Origin of the sequence: Rhodococcus sp. 06-156-4 (assembly GCF_002259345.1) — a bacterium.
Taxonomy (GTDB): Bacteria; Actinomycetota; Actinomycetes; order Mycobacteriales; family Mycobacteriaceae; genus Rhodococcoides; species Rhodococcoides fascians_E.
This window is the reverse complement of sequence record NZ_NPGB01000020.1, coordinates 248,396-265,067: the sequence shown is the minus strand read 5'-3', so window position 1 is coordinate 265,067 and position 16,672 is coordinate 248,396. Positions and strand designations below refer to the sequence as shown.

Annotated in this window: 14 protein-coding genes; 2 read left to right on the top strand and 12 right to left on the bottom strand. The window is 65.4% G+C overall.

Annotation, left to right across the window (positions count from 1 at the left end; all coding sequences use genetic code 11):
• Positions 1–84: 84 nt before the first annotated feature.
• Both CH290_RS15305 and CH290_RS15300 read right to left on the bottom strand, forming a co-directional pair.
• Positions 85–1,104: an LLM class flavin-dependent oxidoreductase gene (locus CH290_RS15305; protein WP_019664835.1), complete on the bottom strand. Its 1,020-nt coding sequence runs from the start codon at positions 1,102–1,104 to the stop codon at positions 85–87.
• Positions 1,105–1,132: 28 nt separating this feature from the next.
• Entirely contained in the window at positions 1,133–2,047 is a 915-nt protein-coding gene (locus tag CH290_RS15300; RefSeq protein WP_020111735.1) for an aldose 1-epimerase family protein, read from the bottom strand.
• A 35-nt stretch (positions 2,048–2,082) separates the two neighbouring features.
• On the opposite strand from CH290_RS15300, the gene CH290_RS15295 reads away from it, so the two are divergent.
• A complete protein-coding gene (locus CH290_RS15295) occupies positions 2,083–2,883 on the top strand; it encodes an alpha/beta fold hydrolase (protein WP_019664833.1) in 801 nt (266 codons plus the stop codon).
• Positions 2,880–4,064: a PP2C family protein-serine/threonine phosphatase gene (locus CH290_RS15290; RefSeq protein WP_020111734.1), complete on the top strand. Its 1,185-nt coding sequence runs from the start codon at positions 2,880–2,882 to the stop codon at positions 4,062–4,064. Before CH290_RS15295 ends, CH290_RS15290 begins: the two co-directional genes overlap by 4 nt.
• 6 nt (positions 4,065–4,070) lie before the next feature.
• Here CH290_RS15290 and CH290_RS15285 read toward each other — a convergent pair whose 3' ends face one another.
• The 10 genes from CH290_RS15285 to CH290_RS15240 form a co-directional block, all read right to left on the bottom strand.
• Positions 4,071–5,261: a lipase family protein gene (locus CH290_RS15285; RefSeq protein WP_020111733.1), complete on the bottom strand. Its 1,191-nt coding sequence runs from the start codon at positions 5,259–5,261 to the stop codon at positions 4,071–4,073.
• Positions 5,262–5,267: 6 nt separating this feature from the next.
• Positions 5,268–6,545 carry a hypothetical protein gene (locus CH290_RS15280; RefSeq protein WP_230621098.1) on the bottom strand — a complete coding sequence of 426 codons (1,278 nt, stop codon included), beginning with the start codon at positions 6,543–6,545 and terminating at the stop codon, positions 5,268–5,270.
• Positions 6,532–7,641, bottom strand: a complete 1,110-nt coding sequence (locus tag CH290_RS15275; protein ID WP_020111731.1) for a glycosyltransferase — start codon at positions 7,639–7,641, stop codon at positions 6,532–6,534. Before CH290_RS15275 ends, CH290_RS15280 begins: the two co-directional genes overlap by 14 nt.
• Complete coding sequence (locus CH290_RS15270) at positions 7,631–8,911, bottom strand: GumC domain-containing protein (RefSeq protein WP_230621121.1); 1,281 nt, start codon at positions 8,909–8,911, stop codon at positions 7,631–7,633. Before CH290_RS15270 ends, CH290_RS15275 begins: the two co-directional genes overlap by 11 nt.
• 277 nt (positions 8,912–9,188) lie before the next feature.
• Positions 9,189–10,277: a glycosyltransferase family 4 protein gene (locus CH290_RS15265; protein WP_020111729.1), complete on the bottom strand. Its 1,089-nt coding sequence runs from the start codon at positions 10,275–10,277 to the stop codon at positions 9,189–9,191.
• The gene (locus tag CH290_RS15260) at positions 10,274–11,824 is read right to left on the bottom strand and encodes a flippase (protein ID WP_033190401.1); all 1,551 of its coding nucleotides are present in this window, start codon (positions 11,822–11,824) and stop codon (positions 10,274–10,276) included. The genes CH290_RS15265 and CH290_RS15260 overlap by 4 nt, the downstream gene beginning before the upstream one ends.
• On the bottom strand, positions 11,821–12,894 hold the full coding sequence (locus CH290_RS15255) for a glycosyltransferase family 4 protein (protein WP_019664825.1): 1,074 nt from the start codon (positions 12,892–12,894) through the stop codon (positions 11,821–11,823). Before CH290_RS15255 ends, CH290_RS15260 begins: the two co-directional genes overlap by 4 nt.
• Positions 12,786–14,186: an O-antigen ligase family protein gene (locus CH290_RS15250; protein ID WP_033190402.1), complete on the bottom strand. Its 1,401-nt coding sequence runs from the start codon at positions 14,184–14,186 to the stop codon at positions 12,786–12,788. The genes CH290_RS15255 and CH290_RS15250 overlap by 109 nt, the downstream gene beginning before the upstream one ends.
• Positions 14,187–14,235: 49 nt before the next feature.
• Positions 14,236–15,690 carry a sugar transferase gene (locus CH290_RS15245; protein WP_020111726.1) on the bottom strand — a complete coding sequence of 485 codons (1,455 nt, stop codon included), beginning with the start codon at positions 15,688–15,690 and terminating at the stop codon, positions 14,236–14,238.
• 190 nt (positions 15,691–15,880) lie between these two features.
• A complete protein-coding gene (locus CH290_RS15240; RefSeq protein WP_019664822.1) occupies positions 15,881–16,588 on the bottom strand; it encodes a GAF domain-containing protein in 708 nt (235 codons plus the stop codon).
• Positions 16,589–16,672 lie beyond the last annotated feature (84 nt).

Below are 16,672 nucleotides of genomic sequence, written 5' to 3'. Positions count from 1 at the left end.
CTCATTTCGGGGGCATACGAATGCCCGGGCCCCCGCAGCCGATTACGCGAGTAACCGGTCCGGCCGGGGCCCAAACATCGTCGGTCAGCGCCAGCCCAGAGCGGGAGCGACGTCGCGGAGCAGAGCCTCCATGACATGTGCGCAGTAGTCCACGCCCAGCTGGTTGGGGACGGTGATCAACACGGTGTCGGCGGCCGCAATGGCCTCGTCGCCCGCCAGCTCCTCGATCAGCTGCTCGGGCTCGCCTGCGTACGACTTGCCGAAACGTGCGATGCCGCCGTCGATGTATCCGACCTGATCCTGGCCGTCGGCCTGACGTCCGAAGTAAGCCCGGTCGAGATCGCTGACGATGGGAAAGATGCTGCGGCTGACGGAAACTCGTGGTTGATGCGAGTGGCCGGCGTCGGCCCAGGTCTTGCGGAACCGCTCGATCTGCTCGGCCTGCAACCGATGGAACGGAATGCCCGTGTCCTCGGTGAGTAGCGTCGAGCTCATCAGGTTCATACCCTGCCGTGCGGTCCACTCGGCAGTCTCGCGATTGCCCGCACCCCACCAGATGCGCTCGCGTAGTCCCGCGGAATGCGGCTCGAGGCGCAGCAGCCCCGGGGGGTTCGGGAACATCGGCCGCGGATTCGGCTGCGCGAACCCTTTACCTTCCAGCAAGTCGAGGAAGACGCGGGTGTGTTCGCGCGCCATCTCGGCATGATCGGATCCTTCCTTCGGGGAATACCCGAAGTACTTGTACCCCTCGATGACCTGCTCGGGCGATCCACGGCTGATGCCGAGCTGCAGTCTTCCTCCGGAGATCAGGTCCGCAGACCCTGCGTCCTCGGTCATGTAGAAGGGGTTCTCGTACCGCATGTCGATGACGCCGGTGCCGATCTCGATGGTGCTCGTCTTCGCTCCGATGGCTGCGAGCAGCGGAAACGGCGACGAAAGCTGGTTGGCGAAGTGATGGACGCGGTAGTACGCCCCGTCGGCACCCAACTCCTCGGCGGCGACCGCCAAATCGATCGATTGCAGCAGAACGTCGGAGGCCGAGCGTGTCTGCGACTGGGGCGACGGCGTCCAATGGCCGAAGGAAAGGAACCCGATCTTCTTCATTGTCGCTTCAACTGTTCGTCTGTCGCGACTATTCCGCGTCCAGGTCGACGGTGCAGGAGAACACGCGTTCCTGCCCCGGGGGTATCACCAGAGTCGCCGGTCCGGCGCCCAGCTCTCCGTTCGACGTCTCCGGAGCGGGCAGCCCCGCCCACGGTTCCAGACACACGAAACCCGCACGCGACGGCGGAGACCACACCGCGAATTGCTCGAAACCGGCCCACGTCAGCGTCAACGTTCCCGTCGCTTCGGACTTGTATGTGGCCTCGGTCCCCGCGACGCGCTCGAACACCACGGCACCTGCGTCGAACAGTGTGTCGGAGAGGGCCAAGGTTCGCCCCGACAGCGGAGACGGCTGTGGCTCGGGCAGCGGGACACCGTCGACGACGCGGTGGACACGGTCCGACTGAGCCTCCGCGAACACGACGGAGCTGGCTTCACGTGCAGCCGGTTCGGTGGGCCACAGAAACGCCGTGTGCAGCCCGAAGGACGCGGGCATGATCCGCGAACCGGTGTTGACGATGCTGTAGTCGGACCTCAGTTCGCTGCCGCGCACACGGTGACGGACCCGCAGCGCGAAATCGAACGGGTAATGACGGCGAGTGCGATCGTCGGAGGCGAGCTCGAATTCGCACGTGTCGTCGGACGACGCGGTGAGTGTGAATGCCATGTCTCGGGCGAACCCGTGCTGCGGCATCGGATACGCCACCCCGTCGACGGTGACCGAATCACCGGGCGATCGGCCGATGCACGGGAACAGGATCGGGGCGTGCCGACGCCACTGCGGACCCGCGTCCCACAACAATTCTCGCCCGGACGGTGTTCGTACGGACACCAACTCCGCGCCCACCGACGCGACGGTCACGGTCCAGCCGTCTCCGGTCAATGTCGCGCCGCGCGGACCCGAGGAAGACGGCGGCTGCGACTCCGGTGTCGTGGGTACCATCGTCCGAACGTAGCAGCAGGTGAGAGACTGTGCCGATGGATGTGCGTGTGAAGAACAACGTGAGGGTCACCGGGGTTCCCGACGGCCCGACCGTCGTGCTCGCGCACGGATTCGGATGCGACCAGCATCTGTGGCGCGGCGTGACCGCGCTGTTGGCCTCCACCTGCCGCGTCGTGTTGTTCGACCACGTCGGGGCGGGCGGATCGGACCTGGCCGCATGGAACGAGGAGGACTACTCCGGACTCGACGCGTACGCAGCGGACGTCGTCGATCTTCTCGTCGATCTGGATTTCGGTCCCGTCGTGTACGTCGGCCATTCCGTCGCGTCGATGATCGGGGTGCTCGCCGCATCCGAGCGCCCGGAACTCTTCGACAAGCTGGTCTTGGTCACGCCGTCACCGCGCTACATCGACGACGATGACTACCAGGGCGGCTTCACCCGAGGCGACATCGACGAACTACTCGAATCGCTCGATGCGAACTACCTCGGTTGGTCCGCAGCGATCGCACCGATGATCATGGACAACCCCGATCGTCCCGAACTGGCGGCCGAACTCACCGACACGTTCTGTCGGACGGATCCATCCTGTGCCCGGTCGTTCGCCCGCGCGACGTTCCTCTCCGACAACCGCACCGACCTCGGGCGCGTCGTGACCCCCACGCTCGTCATCGAGTGCGAGCACGACGCGTTGGCGCCGCGAGAGGTCGGCCGCTTCGTCCACGACAACATCGTCGGCAGTGAGCTGATCACGTTGAACGCCAGTGGACACTGTCCGCACGTGAGCCATCCCGACCTGACGGCGGCCGCGATACTGTCCTTCGTCGGCCGCACGTGAGCGACGTCGATCCGCTCCTCGTCGAATCCGCGGAGGATCTGTACGAGAACGCACCGTGCGGTTACCTCTCGACGTGGCCGGACGGCCGTATCGCCAAGGTCAACTCCACGCTGACCAGGTGGCTCGGATTCGAGCGCGAGGAACTGCTCGGTCTGCGCTTCACCGAGTTGTTGACGGCGGGAGGTCGGATCCATTACGAAACGCACTTCGTGCCCCTGCTGTTCACCCGCGGAACGGTGGACAGCGTCGCGCTCGACCTCGTAGCCCGTGACGGCGAGCGCCACCCGATGTTCGTGACGGCGAACATCGGTCGCGGACCCGACGGGCTTCCTGCTCTGGTCCGTATCACCGCTCTCGATGCCGGCGAGCGGCGGGCGTACGAGCGGGAGCTGATCGCCGAACGACGGCGTGCCGAGCTCGAGCGCGAGCGCGTCGAGGTGCTCGCACGCACACTGCAACGCTCGCTGCTGCCGCCTGCGCTGTCACCACCCGCAGGCGTCGACTCCGCCGCGTACTACCACTTCGCGTCGCAGGACGACGTCGGAGGCGATTTCTACGATCTGTTCCCGCTGTCCGACGATCGATGGGGGTTCTTCCTCGGAGACGTGTGTGGGAAGGGGTCGGACGCCGCCGTCGTCACGTCGGCGACGCGATACTCGCTGCGCACGGCGGCGGTGTACGCCCAGGACCCGGTCGAGGTGTTGCACAACCTCAATTCGCTTCTGCTCCACGAATTCGGCCACGAGGACTCGCGATTCTGCACCGTGATCTTCGGCGTCATGACCGTGCGCGAAGGCCGGCTCGACGTCGAACTCGCCAGCGGCGGGCACCCACCTGCGCTGCTGATGCGAGCGGACGGCACCGCGAGCTATCTCGACACCACCGGCGGCCAGCTGGTCGGCATCCTCCCCGCGCCGCGGTTCGTGTCGCTGCGCGTGCAGTTACTGCCGGGGGACACACTCGTGCTGTACACGGACGGCCTGACCGAGGCTCGGACCGGAGTGGGACGGAAACGCTACGACGACGAGGGCGCACTGCTGGAGTTCGCCACCGCCCGATCGCCCGCATCACCCCTCGACTTCGTCGACGATCTCCGAGAACTGTTGACGGGCTTCGGCGAAGGGCTGTCCGACGACACCGCGATACTGTCCTTCGGGTTGCCGCCGAAGCCCCTGGCGTAGCGGCCATCAACCGCCGCAGTTGTTCGGCGGCGGAGTGCCTGCCGCACGTCCGTCGAGCCATTGTGCCGGTAGTGCACCGAGATTCAGGATGCCGTGGCCCTGGTTGGCTGCAACCTGCACTTCGATGACATCGCCCATGGCGCATCCCCGGCGGACGGCATCGATCGTCCACTGCGGTGCCACGAGCTGATCCTGGTCACCGTAACCGACGAACATCGGCTGGGGCGCGGGCCCTTTCGGAATGCTGTACTCGGCGAGCCACGTCCGTAACCGGTCCGCTGCCTGCGGGGACACCGGAGCGTAGTCGGCGGGAACAACGGAGTCGGCCAGAGTGGACTGCAGTGCGGAGTTCTCGCCGAGGCAGGTGAGAAACGCGTCGCTTCTGCGTTCGAGCACTCCGTGCAGGTAGTCGCTCGTTTCGAGTTCGGGATGTTTGGCTGCGATACCGCTCAGGATGGACGGCAGAGCCGCGATCTGGGCGGTGGTCAAGGTGCCGTTCTGCATCTCGTCCACCAACCCGGTCAGGTCGGTGGCGGGGGACATGCTCACCGTGCCGAGCAGTTGGAGGCCCTGGCCGTAGTCGTCGGACAGTTCGTTGGCCGACCACACGGCCTGCCCTCCCTGGGACACCCCGTACCCCACCCAGTCTGTGGAACTCTCCGGCAGCACCTCCCGCGCCGCGCGCACCGCGTCGATGATGTTGTAACCGGCCGTCGTCGGCTCCAGGTACGGGTGCACTTCCGAGGTGCCGAGGCCTTGGTAGTCGGTCATCGTGACGGCATACCCGTTGGACAGGAACGGAATGATCGTCGTGAGGCTGCCCAGCAGGCCGATACGGGTCGACGGGGCGCATCGACTGTTCACCCCGGTCGTTGCATGTCCGATGGATGCTATCGGCCACCCGCCCTCGGGCGGAGTTCCTTTGGGCGCGAACACTACTCCCGTGACCTCGGTGGGGGAGCCGTCTATACCGGACGTCGAGGCATAACGCACCGATACCGACGTGCCGGTCAGGTCCGCCAGCGCGGGATACCCCAGGAACTCGACCGGCTCGGCCAACAACCGACCCGGTGACCCGTCCGTCGCCGTGGCGTCGTCGTTCGGTCCGTCACCGGACGAGCTCGAACACCCCGCCAGTGCAAGGACGCCGACGAGTGCAGCGGCGATTGCTCGTGCACGGAGCGCTCCACGGATCATCGGTCATCACTTCGGTTCGGCCTGCAGGGTCCCGACGGGGTCGTCGCACATCCGACGCAGAGCGGATTCGATCACCGCGGGGTCGATCATCTTGTCGCAGAACGACGCAGTGAACGTACGCCCGTTGTCGATCTCCGACACCAGCAGAGTGGCACCGTCGGGCCCGTCCGGTTCGAGGAACGCGGCCAGGCGCGGCGGCCGCTCGTCGCGAATCCACAGTCCGTCGTCGAACATGGTCAGTTTGCCGAGATCGCTGACTGCGAGGCGGATGCGGTCGTTGACCTCGATCGAGGGTTCGGTCGACGCGTGCGCGGCCGGAGCCGAGCGCTTCAGAGCGGCTTTGATCTGAGACATCCCCAGAATCGCTATGGGCCAACCTGAATCGATCACTTGCCGCATCAGGGCCGCGATGTCCGTGGCGCTCGGCGACGGAGGAATCCGAACGGGAATACCGACGGCGAAGTTGCCGTGGCCGTCCTGAAGTTTCGGCGGCAGGTAGCGACGGCTGTTGAAGAGGATCATCACCGACTCGTCGACGGTCACGCCTTCTGCCTCCAGTGCGGCAATCCACAACGCGATGGTGACCGACGCGGTCGTCGCCTTGCCCGGTTGGGTGGACGCCCACTTCTTCAGTTGGGCAACACGATCCGGGGCCATGAAGTCCGCTCGCGACGTCTTGCCGGACTCCCAGTCCTCGATGCGCTTGGTGGCACCCGCTACCAGGCGAGGCGGCTTCTTGTTCTGTTTGCGCAGGCGCCAGAAATCTCGGAGTGCTGCAGGACGTGACAAGTAATGGTGGCGAATCGCCGTCCACGTGGTGTTGCTCGGCAAGCCTTTGGCGAGAGCCGGGGCGCGGCCGAAATCGATGTTTCCGCCCAGAGTGGCGAGCAACAGCACACCCATCTGACCGTCACCGACGCCGTGCGAGTAGTCCACCGCGATGTAGTCGCCTGCGATGACCACCTCCAGTGGCTCCCGAACGCCCGGGCGACGCCGGATCACGCCCATTAGGTGGCCCAGGTCGCGACTGTCCTCGGCGGGTAGGTGCGCGATCGGGGTCCGCTCGCCCAGGTTTCGACGGTAGCGCCACTGGACGGTGTGAGTGTCCGGTTCCACTGCGAGCCGAGGAGTCGCCGTGCTCTGCTCTGCCACGGTCAGGGCCTTGCGGATGGCGTCCTCGTCCAACGTCACGCACGGGCCGATGACGGCAATGGTGCGGGCTTCGGCGAACACTCGATCCATCGCGGTGGATCGATACGTTGTCGTGCGGTCAGACGATGTCATCGAGAACCTCCTGCATCTTGGCTCGGAAGTTGGCCCGGGAGAACCCTTCCGCCCAGGCGCGGATCTCGTGCCGGTCGAACGCCGACGGATCGAACGACGACATCGCCGCGGCGAACCCGTCGACCACCTCCTCGTCGGAACCGGATGCGACGAGTCGACCGGACACTCCGGGGACGACCGTGTCGAGCGCTCCGCCCTCACCGAGAGCGATCACCGGAGTGCCCGTCGCCATCGTCTCCACCGGCACGATCCCGAAATCTTCCACACCGGGCATCAGCAGGCCGCGAGCGCGGCGATGAAGCCCGAGCAGGTCTTCGTGCGACACACGACCGAGGAACGTGGTGTTGGGCCCGGCGAGCTCTCGGCATGCGTTCATCGCGCGACCGTCGCCCGCAACCACGAGTTTGATGTTGGCCGCCGCGGCGGCCTTCACCGCGATGTCCGGCCGTTTGTAGGGCACGAGACGGCCCGCCAGCAGAAAGAAATCCTCGCGCTCGACCGACGCGTCGGGTGTGAATCCCTCGGTGTCGACGGGGGGATGAACGACCACGGCGTCGTCGCGTCCCCACCAGTTGGAGATCCGATCGGCGACCGCGGACGAGTTGGCCACCACGGTGCGGAGCTTCGGGGCGGCAGCGATCTCGCACTTGCGCGCGACAGCGGACAACGCGGTGAGAATCGCGGCACCTGCCTTGCCGCCGCCCTCGCCCGCGCGCAGCGCTGGATCCCACGCCCATCGCGCCGGACTGTGCACGTACGCAACGACGGGTGCGTCGGTGGCGAACACAGCCTGCGTCGCGAACGCGTGGTGGCTGACGATGGCGGCGTCGATGTCGCCGAGTTCCAAGTGCCGAAACGCCGTGGGCATCAGCGGGAGCAGCGGGGCGTAGGAGCGCTCGCCGAGTGCCTTGTATCCCCTGTCGAGGAACGTCGTCTTCGGTGGGCGAGGCAGGTCCTTCGGAATGCCCTGTGCCCGTGCGACCGCGGCATACACCTGGGACTCGGGCCACTGCAGCGCGAGCTGTTCGATGACGTGTTCCGAACCTGCGATCTCGGTCAGTCGCTCGTGGACGATTGCAACCCGGTCAGTTGTCATTGCTCGGGGCCTCCGCATTCTGTGGCTCGGCAGACTTCTTGCGTCGTTTGCTACTGGCTTGTTGCAGCACGAGATACGTGGGTACGGCGAACTCGTGCAGGCGGCGAAGTGCGTGCTCGGCGGCCTTCCTGTCCTTGCCGCCCTTCGAGAGAATCACCACGGCACTCTCGACGTCCGCGACATCGACGACCGTCCACCACTCGCTCGCCAGACCTCCCTCGATGAACGCACGCCCGTCCTGGGGCGGTACCGCCTCGGCGACCGCGTATCCGGCGATCGGGGTGGTGCTGCCTGCGTTGGACTCGGCGTCCTGGCCGATGAGGATGACGGCCTCGTAGCCGTCGCGTCCGGGAGCGGAATGCCGCGCCGAACCCGACGTGCGGGGCCCCCCGCGCTCGCGTGCTGCAATTCTGCCGACCACCGACGGAGGTAGCGCATCTCCGCCCTGAGGATCGAAACTGGCACGGTACTTCTTGGCGACCCGGCTTGCCCACGCCCGCGTCGGCCGCGATCCGATTCTGCTGCGCAGCAGCACGATCAGCTCTGCAGCGATGACCAATGCCGCGAGCGCGGCAACCGACGCCTCCGAGAACGGCTTGGGGGAGACCGGGGTATCGCTTTGTTCGGGAGTCGACAGAACGACGAGCTGATCACCACCGCCGCTCTGTACCTGTGCCAGCTGGCCTCGAAGATCACTCAGAGTGGCGTTCGATGCAGTCTTGGCGTCCCCGTCCGGAAGCGCGTTGTTCCGCGCTTCTTCCGCAGCCACCGCTGCTTGGAGCTGTTCGAGCTGGCTCTGGGTGTCGCGTGCACTGTTCGCGTTGGCGGCCTGCGCAACCGTCGAGACCGTCGACTGGGTCAACTGGAGGGCAAGTTCCGGTGACGGCGCCGTGACGGTGAAGACCAGCAGAGCAGGCGAGGTGCCGGGCTCGAGTGCCAGGTTGGACGCGAGCGTGCCCGCGGTCCAGTCCGTGTCCACCTCCGAAACCACTTGTTCGAGCACGTCGTTGTCCGACGCGAGACCGATGAAGGGTGCTCGCATCTGCTCGATGAACGCATCACCGGGCACCAGAGCTTGCGCAGGTTTGATTTCGGTGACGATCGATGCCGAGTACTGCTTCTCGCTCAACTCGGTTCGGGCGAAGAACACCGCAGCGCCCACCAGCAAGCCGATGACGAGCGCGGGAAGGAAAGCACGACCGAGTTCTCTCATGTGCCCGGCGAGGTCGATCGGCGGCGGCACGTCGCTACGGTGCACTGGATCGTTCACGGATGCCAACCGAAGCTCCTTTGATCGCCTACATGGGCAGAGATTCCTTCACTCGAATGTGAAGACCGGACAGGTGCGATGATACCCAAACCGCCTCTCGGTGCTTCGGTACGCCCGAAGTGGCGCGTGAACGGAAGCTTTGCGAAAATCACTGCCGCGAAACGGGATTGCAGTTCTTTCGGGCGGCAGGAAGCAGTCGAAGTCGCGGTTTCGACCGGCGAGAACCGGACGGATTCTGGTTCGAGAGTCCGTGGCCGAACGAAGCCCGAGACCCGCGTCATGCGATCAGAGCCTCGAGCAACGCGGGCATCGTGATGGAGATGTTGTGTTCGGCGCCGACTTTCGCGCGGGCGCGAGCCCCGAGCGTGGCCCGGCGCGTCCCGTCCGACAACACGTCCTGAACCGCCCGCGACAACGCCGTCGGGTCACCGGGGGGAACCAGAACACCTGCACCGTCGCGCAGGAACTCGGTCGGCCCACCGTGATCGGTTGCGATCACGGGCAGTCCATGCGACATCGCTTCCAGCACGGCCAGCGGACCGGCCTCGGGGAGAACGCTCGTCGACACCACCACATCCCATCGCCGAAGCGCATCGTCGAGCTTCACATGGCCGAGAAACCTGACCCGGCCGGACAGATCCGGTTCGCTTGCGCGCTCGCGCAGTTCGGCGACGTAGGTCTCGTCGCTGGGAAAACTGCCTCCGGCGAGTTCGACCTCCACCCCAGGGGTCAGCGCCAGCGCGTCGAGGAGTACCCGGTGTCCCTTCCACGGAGTCAGCAGCGCAAGCATGCCGACGACAGGAGGTGTGCCGACACTCTCGCGGCCGAAATCCTCGACGGGCCAGGGCACGCCGTACGGCACGAGTTCGACGTCGAGACCGGCAGCGCGGACGGGAGCGGCGGCCGCCTCGGTGCACGCCACTGCTCTGCGTACGACACCGCGCCCGAGCCTCGTCACCGCGCGTTGCCGCCCGCTCGCCATCACGTCGTGGACAAGCCACGACGCACCGCGAGGTGGGCGTGCGATGCGGGTAGCCGGCAGTGCGAAAAGGGAATTCACGACGGTCGCCGTCCCCGCTCCTCGCACCAGGGGGCGCAGGGTTCGTCCCGCCGACCACCAGCGGGCCAGCATCTGGCCGGCCGCCATCACCCGTGCGACGCCCCGCTGCCCACCGAGCCCCAGTTCCGGGATGGTCACGTGCCGAACGCCGTCGGGAAGTGCTGTCGCCAGCGCGCCTCCGGGACTGGCCACCACGACGGTGTGTCCCGTTTCCGACGCGCGATCGACGAGCGCGAGCAGCATCTTCTCCGCTCCGGACACCTGTCCGGTGTGGGCGACGAACACAACGGTGGACGTGTCGGTCATCGTTTCTCCGCTCGGTGTCGGCCGCCGGCCCGCGGTGTGGCCGCGCCGGGGGGAGTGTCCTTGCCCAAGGGTGATTCGACGAGTCCGAGTTTCGCGGCACCGAACACGATGACGACCAGCAGGAGCGCGAACGCGATGGACACCACGAGCCACAGGGATGGAAATGCCGAGACGGCAAGCGAACCGGCGAAGGACAACGCAGCCGCAAGGACCACGATCAGTGCGATGGGCCCCAGCGGGAGCAACGTCGACACCGGAACCGTTCGGGCAATGACGATCCACAGCAGCACGACGGTCGTTCCCAGCGTCGCGACGGTGGAGATGGCGGCTCCGTCGTAGGACATGCGCGGTATGAGAACGAGATTGAGCCCCACGTTGAGTGCGAGACCGAACAGCGCCACGACCGGGTAGTGGCGCTGCATGCCTGCCGACGCGAGGAGGAAGATTCCGAGGAGGATCAGTGACATCAGGGCAGCGCCGAGGACGAGAAGTCGAGCAGCGTCCGCGCCCGCCACGAAGCGCTCGCCGTAGAGAAGCTCGATCAGGTGGTCGGCCGACGGCCAGAACGCGACAACCGCCGCAGCTCCGAACAGCGCGAACAGAGTTGCTGCCGAACGTGTTCGCTTGCGGAACGTCGCGAGGTCGTCGGGCCACGCGGCGATGAGAAGGGTGCTGATGGGGGCGACCGCGGCCAGAATGATGGTGTCCATCATGTCCGAGAACTTGTAGCCGATCGAATACAGTCCGACCGCGTCGAACGTATCGAGCAGGCTGAGCATCAGAACGTCGATCTTCAGCATCGCGATGGTCAGTGCGAAACCGATTGCCAGCGGTATCGCTTCGCGCAGGTACGGGCCCCACCGGTGCACATCGATGTGCCGGGACGGCCTCAGCCCGAGCGATCGTCGCCTGATACCGATCGACTTCGACACCAGTTTGAAGATCTCGTTGATCACGGCAGGCAGCACGAACACGAGCAGCGTCGGCGCGAAGACCGCGGCGAGGATGGTCAATGCCAGCTGAAGAGCTTGGCCCAGACTCTCGGCGATGGCGACCATCAGCAGTCGGTGGCGACTCTGGAACAGAACCGACAGTGCATGACTCGGCGTGGCGAAGACGACGACCAGACCGCCCACCGCTGTCGCCAGAACGACCTCGGTGGGGTACCGGAGCACGAGTACGTACCCCACTGCGAGCACGTACCCGACCAGGCCGAGAACAGTGCGCAAGGCCAGGAACGACGACGCGGTCCTCGAAATCTCTTCCGGGCTGCCGTCCATCAAGCGTGCCAATACCACTCGGCCGACCCCGAGATCGGTGACGACGGACATCAGCCCCAGCAGGGCGAACACGAAACTGAACTGGCCCCAACCCTCGGGGCTGAGCGAACGGGCCACGATCACACTGCCGACCCAGCCCAGTCCCGCAATGACGACGCGGCTCATCAGGACCGCAGCGGTGGCTCGGGCAGCCGCTTTAGGGTCCGCAGCTATCGCACGGTAATCGGGCGGTTGTTCGGTACCCTCCAGCGAGGGGTCCTCGGTCACGAGACGATCCCCGCTTTTCGGTAGGCCTCGACCGTGCGCTGGGCCGTGCGCCGCCAGGTCAGGCCCGCGGAGACTGCCGCGGCGTTCGACACGAGGGCGGCGCGAGCATCGGCGTCGAACACGATGGGACGCATGGCGTCCGCCCAGTTGTCCACCCGCTCCGAGCCGAGAAGCACAGCACCGTCGCCGACGACGTCGGGCAGGGCGCCGACGGCACTGGCGACGACCGCCCCGCCGCAGGCCATCGCCTCGACGGGTGGAAGTCCGTACCCCTCGTAGCGTGAGGCGTAGGCGGTGACCGTGGCGGTGGCGTACAGAGCGGGCAGGTCCTCGACGTCGATGTATCCGAGACCGATCGACGACGTCGGAGCATTCGGCCCCTTCGATCCAGCGCCTGCCAGCACCGACGGGATGCCGAGTCGTTCGGCCGCGTCGGCGACGAGCTGCACGTTCTTGCGCGGTTCGACGGTGCCGACCTGGAGAACGAATCTCTCGGGAAGGGAGTACTTCTCGCGGACGGCGTCGAGGGCGGATTCCGCCGGCGGCGTCGCCCATGCTGCGGGCGCCAGTTCCGCGACGGCGGCTTCTCGGCCGCTGACCGCCTTGATGCGATCTGCGGTGAACTGCGACACCGCGATCAACAGATCGGCTTTCCGCAGCGCACGCCGGACGAGTTTCTGTTCACCGAACGCCCGGAACTTGCTGGACGCCGACGGCATGTCGATCACGGACAGGTCGTGGACGGTCGCCACGGTGGCTGCCTTGGTCACGAGAGGAAGGTCGACATCGAGGCCGTGGACGATATCGCAGTCACCGACGGGCAGTGCCCCCAGAACGGCACGCACCGCGCCGTCGGCCACACGGCGGGGGAGTGGGTGCACGTCACCCGGGAGTTCGGCCACGGCATCGCGTTGGACGACTGCCGCGAGATCTGCTGTGGGGAGCAGCGCCGGAATCTCGTTCAGTAGCTCGCGGATGTAGGTCTGGACCCCGCTGCCGCCCGGCCGAAGGGCGAGCGCCCCGTAGACGATCCGGGGGTTGCTGCTGATTCGTGTTGCGCTGCTGCGCATCCCACCACTCCTAACAGAAGCCAGAAATAAACGTCGATCGGAAAAATTTCGAAATAGGTCGAGACGAGGCTCGCGAACATCGCCGCGACGATCGACGAACCGACACCGAGTGCAAGGGCGTCGTCGCCCTCGGGCAGAGATCTGGACAGGCGTGTGCACCACAGCAGAGCCGTGACGAGAAGCGCAACGACCGCCCACAATCCGACAGGGCCGAGTTCGAGCGCAGATTTCACGTAGTAGTTGTCCGGCTGGTAGTTGGTGGACAGGCCGCTGAACGTCACGCCCGAGGCGGTCGAAATACGGTCGGCTGCTGCACCGCTCGCACCGAGACCTTGACCGAACGGGTGGATCAGGATGCTCGCGATGATGTCGTTCCATCCGTCACCGCGTTCGTTCAGACTGCTCGACGAGAAGAAGACGGACGAGATCTTGGGCACGAACGGAACGATCACTGCGACAGCTACACCGGATACGACCAGCGGCACGGCCAGGAAGCGAAAACGAATGGCAATGAGGTAGATCAAACCGACCAGCAAGCCGAGGATTGCGCCTCGGACGATCGAACTTGCCATAGCGACGACCATGATCGGTGTCATCCACAGGAACGCGGCGTTGCGACGGCGGGCCGGATCGGCCAGGGCGACGGCGCCGCCGACGAGCAGCGCCAGCATCACGTACAGGCCGAACGGGAACGGGAGGTTGAACGTGCTGAACGTTCGAAGCAGACCGCCGGAGGTTCTGACCTGTGTGCCGTACTCGTATCCGAGCGACACCAGAAAAGCCGGGCCGAGCACCAGTTGTGCGATGCCGACCAACGAGGTGAACACGCCCATCCCCATGAGCACGCTGACCAGATTGTCGCGGTCACGGGCGTCGAACGGGGAAAGCCAGAGGATCCCCACCAGCAGCATGTAGAAGAACGTCACCTTGATGGCCACGAATCCGATGAGCCCGAACGACACGAGCGCCGAGACGACTCCGAAGACGACGAACAAGGCGGCCGCGGGCCACCAGGGCATGGTCAGTGGCGGATGTGGGCGTGGTGTCGGTGTCCGTGGTCGCGGCCTGACCCGCCGCAACCACGCACAGCCGAGGGTGAACAGCACAAGGCCTTCCTTCCATCCGGACACGACGCCGGGGAGGGGAAGGATGGCCAGCAGGCCGTTGAGCGGCACGAATGCCGCGAGAAGCAGCAGGCCTCGCTGGGGGCGGTGCAGGATCGCACGGGCAACGAACAGACCCGCCCCCACCACCGCAACGGCGGCGAAGGCGATCGCGACGTACGCGATCACGGACGACCCGGGGCTCGTGAGTGTGGTTGGCCTGGAGCGATGTTCACACTCAGTCCTCGGCCCGCTTCAGCACGGCCAGAACGGTCAGGAACAGGATTTTGATGTCGAGCCAGATGGACCAGTTCTCGATGTAGTAGTTGTCCCACTCCGCACGGTCCGCGATGGACGTCTGTCCCCGGAGGCCGTGTACCTGTGCCCAGCCCGTGACACCGGCCTTCACTCGATGGCGCTCTCCGTAGCGACGGATCTGCATGGCGAACAGGTCCACGTACTCGGGCCGCTCGGGTCGCGGGCCGACGAGGCTCATGTCGCCGCGGATCACATTGAGCAGCTGTGGCAGTTCGTCGAGCGAGGTCTGCCGCATGATCTTGCCGATCTTGGTACGGCGATCCACGCCTTCCACGCCGCCCGGCGCAGCGCCCTCGACTCGCACGAACTCTGCATCGGACGCCCGTGGCGGACGCATGGACCGAAACTTCAGGCAGTCGAACGGAATTCCGTCACGTCCGATGCGTTCCTGAGCGAAGAAGATGGGGCCGGGCGAACTCAACCTCACCAGCAGCATGAGCAGCAGGAAGATCGGTGAGATCAGTAGCAGGCCGATGCTGGTCAGCACCCGGTCGGTGAGTCCCTTGAGGAGGAACTGCCATCCCTTGGGATCGACGTGAGGAAGAACCATGAGGGGGAGTCCGCCGATGTGCTCGACACGCGTCTTGAGTCCGACGGTGTCGAACAGACGCGGCACCACCCAGACTCGGATACCCAACTTGTGGGCGGACCTGACGGCAGCCACGAGCTCCTCGTGTTGAACGGACGAGAACGCCACGATGACTTCCTCGGCCCCGGTCGTCTTGGCGATCATCTCGAACTGGCTCGGTGTGCCGAGGTAGGGAACGTCGATGAAGTCCGGCGCGGTGGGGTCCACCGGTGCCACCGGTGTCACGTCCACGAGACCGATGGGGTTCAGCCCGTACTCGGGGAACTGACGCATCCGTGCGACGAGCTGATGACCGATCGGTCCACCACCGACGACGAGCGTCGGTGCCGCCGAGTTGTACTTCGCCCTGATGCGACGTTGGATGATCACGCGGATCAAGCGTCCTATTGCGATGGACACCGCTGCACAGATCCAGATGCGGACCATCAGTGCGCCGGGGCGGTACTCGGTGTCGACGACGATCATGATCGACAGCAGTGCAAGAGTCGCGAACGCGATGGCTGTCTCGACCGGGCCGATCTCGTCGAGGAAGTTCTTCCGGAGGCTCCGTCGGTACATTCCTCCGGCGCCGAGGAAAGCAATCACCAGAGGGATGAACAGCCAGGGCAGCCATCCCAACTCGGTGAGGCTTCCGGTTCGCCAGAGCACCCCCTCGATCACGGCGATGGTTGCGGCGATCACGTCGACCGAGATTGTCACCACCGTGTGCAGTGGATCGACGCGCAGTCGGTCCGTCAGGCTTCGCGGACGTGACTGGACCTCGCGCAGTGCGTCGGCAGTCGCCAAGGGTGATTCGAGAGTTTTAGACACGGGCCATTACTCCGTACGGGACCCAGTTCGTGTTCCAAGCACCGTCAAAGGCTATCTCAGACATTTGGCCCGAACCCCCTTTTGCTTTATCGATCGTGTTACGGAAAAGCGACCGATTTCCCGTTATCGATCGAAATACCGGGGTGAAAGTTCTGGATAGACGTTCTCATCCGAATATTCGCTCGCGAACAATCCACGCGAGATCCTGAAGGGTTTGTTGATGGCCGATAGTCCATTGCCTGGGCTGTTCGTCCCAGACGCACAGAGTCCCCACCGTGTGGCCCTGGCCGTCGTCGAGAGGGATGCCCATGTAGGACACCGCGAGATTGCCGAGGACTGCCGGGTGATTCTTCAGTAGTTCGTGCAGACGGGCGTCCTCGACGACGAGCGGTTCACCGCCGTCGACGGTGTACTGGCAGATGCTCTGGTCGATCGGCAGCTGGCGCGACTCGGCGATCTCGGCCGGCAAACCGACTGCGCTCTTGTAGAACTGGCGCTTGTCGTCGATCAGGGAAATGGCCGCGGACGGGACCATCAAGGCGTCGGCGACCATGGATACCAGTCGGTCGTAACTGTCTTCCTTCGGTGTGTCCATCAGGCCCGTCTTCTCGACGGCCTTGACGCGGTCGCGGTTGTGCAACGGGCGATCGGACTCGGGCTGCTCCTCGTCCGAGGTCGGTACCTCGATCCGTGCGGCCTGCAGATGGCGCAGCAGTTGGCCGAGTTCGGAATCGTCGTCGGCGGTGAGTTCCTGAACCAGCCGCGTGACAACCGCGCGGCGCACATACGCTTCGACCGATTCCCCGGCTTTTTCCGCCTGTTGCGCGAGAATTTCGTGTAAGCGGTCGTCGAACCCGGAAACAACGTCTGTCATTTTCCCGATGGTAATGCAGTCGAACGAAGTCGGCGTATTCATTCACTCGAGGTCGTGTCGGTGGCAGTAATTCGAACAGATGAT

Excerpts from the sequence above, each read along its gene's own strand:
- CH290_RS15305 (WP_019664835.1), bottom strand. The coding sequence starts at position 1,104 with ATGAAGAAGATCGGGTTCCTTTCCTTCGGCCATTGGACGCCGTCGCCC.
- CH290_RS15300 (WP_020111735.1), bottom strand. The coding sequence starts at position 2,047 with ATGGTACCCACGACACCGGAGTCGCAGCCGCCGTCTTCCTCGGGTCCG.
- CH290_RS15295 (WP_019664833.1), top strand. The coding sequence starts at position 2,083 with ATGGATGTGCGTGTGAAGAACAACGTGAGGGTCACCGGGGTTCCCGAC.
- CH290_RS15285 (WP_020111733.1), bottom strand. The coding sequence starts at position 5,261 with ATGATCCGTGGAGCGCTCCGTGCACGAGCAATCGCCGCTGCACTCGTC.
- CH290_RS15280 (WP_230621098.1), bottom strand. The coding sequence starts at position 6,545 with ATGACATCGTCTGACCGCACGACAACGTATCGATCCACCGCGATGGAT.
- CH290_RS15275 (WP_020111731.1), bottom strand. The coding sequence starts at position 7,641 with ATGACAACTGACCGGGTTGCAATCGTCCACGAGCGACTGACCGAGATC.
- CH290_RS15265 (WP_020111729.1), bottom strand. The coding sequence starts at position 10,277 with ATGACCGACACGTCCACCGTTGTGTTCGTCGCCCACACCGGACAGGTG.
- CH290_RS15255 (WP_019664825.1), bottom strand. The coding sequence starts at position 12,894 with ATGCGCAGCAGCGCAACACGAATCAGCAGCAACCCCCGGATCGTCTAC.
- CH290_RS15240 (WP_019664822.1), bottom strand. The coding sequence starts at position 16,588 with ATGACAGACGTTGTTTCCGGGTTCGACGACCGCTTACACGAAATTCTC.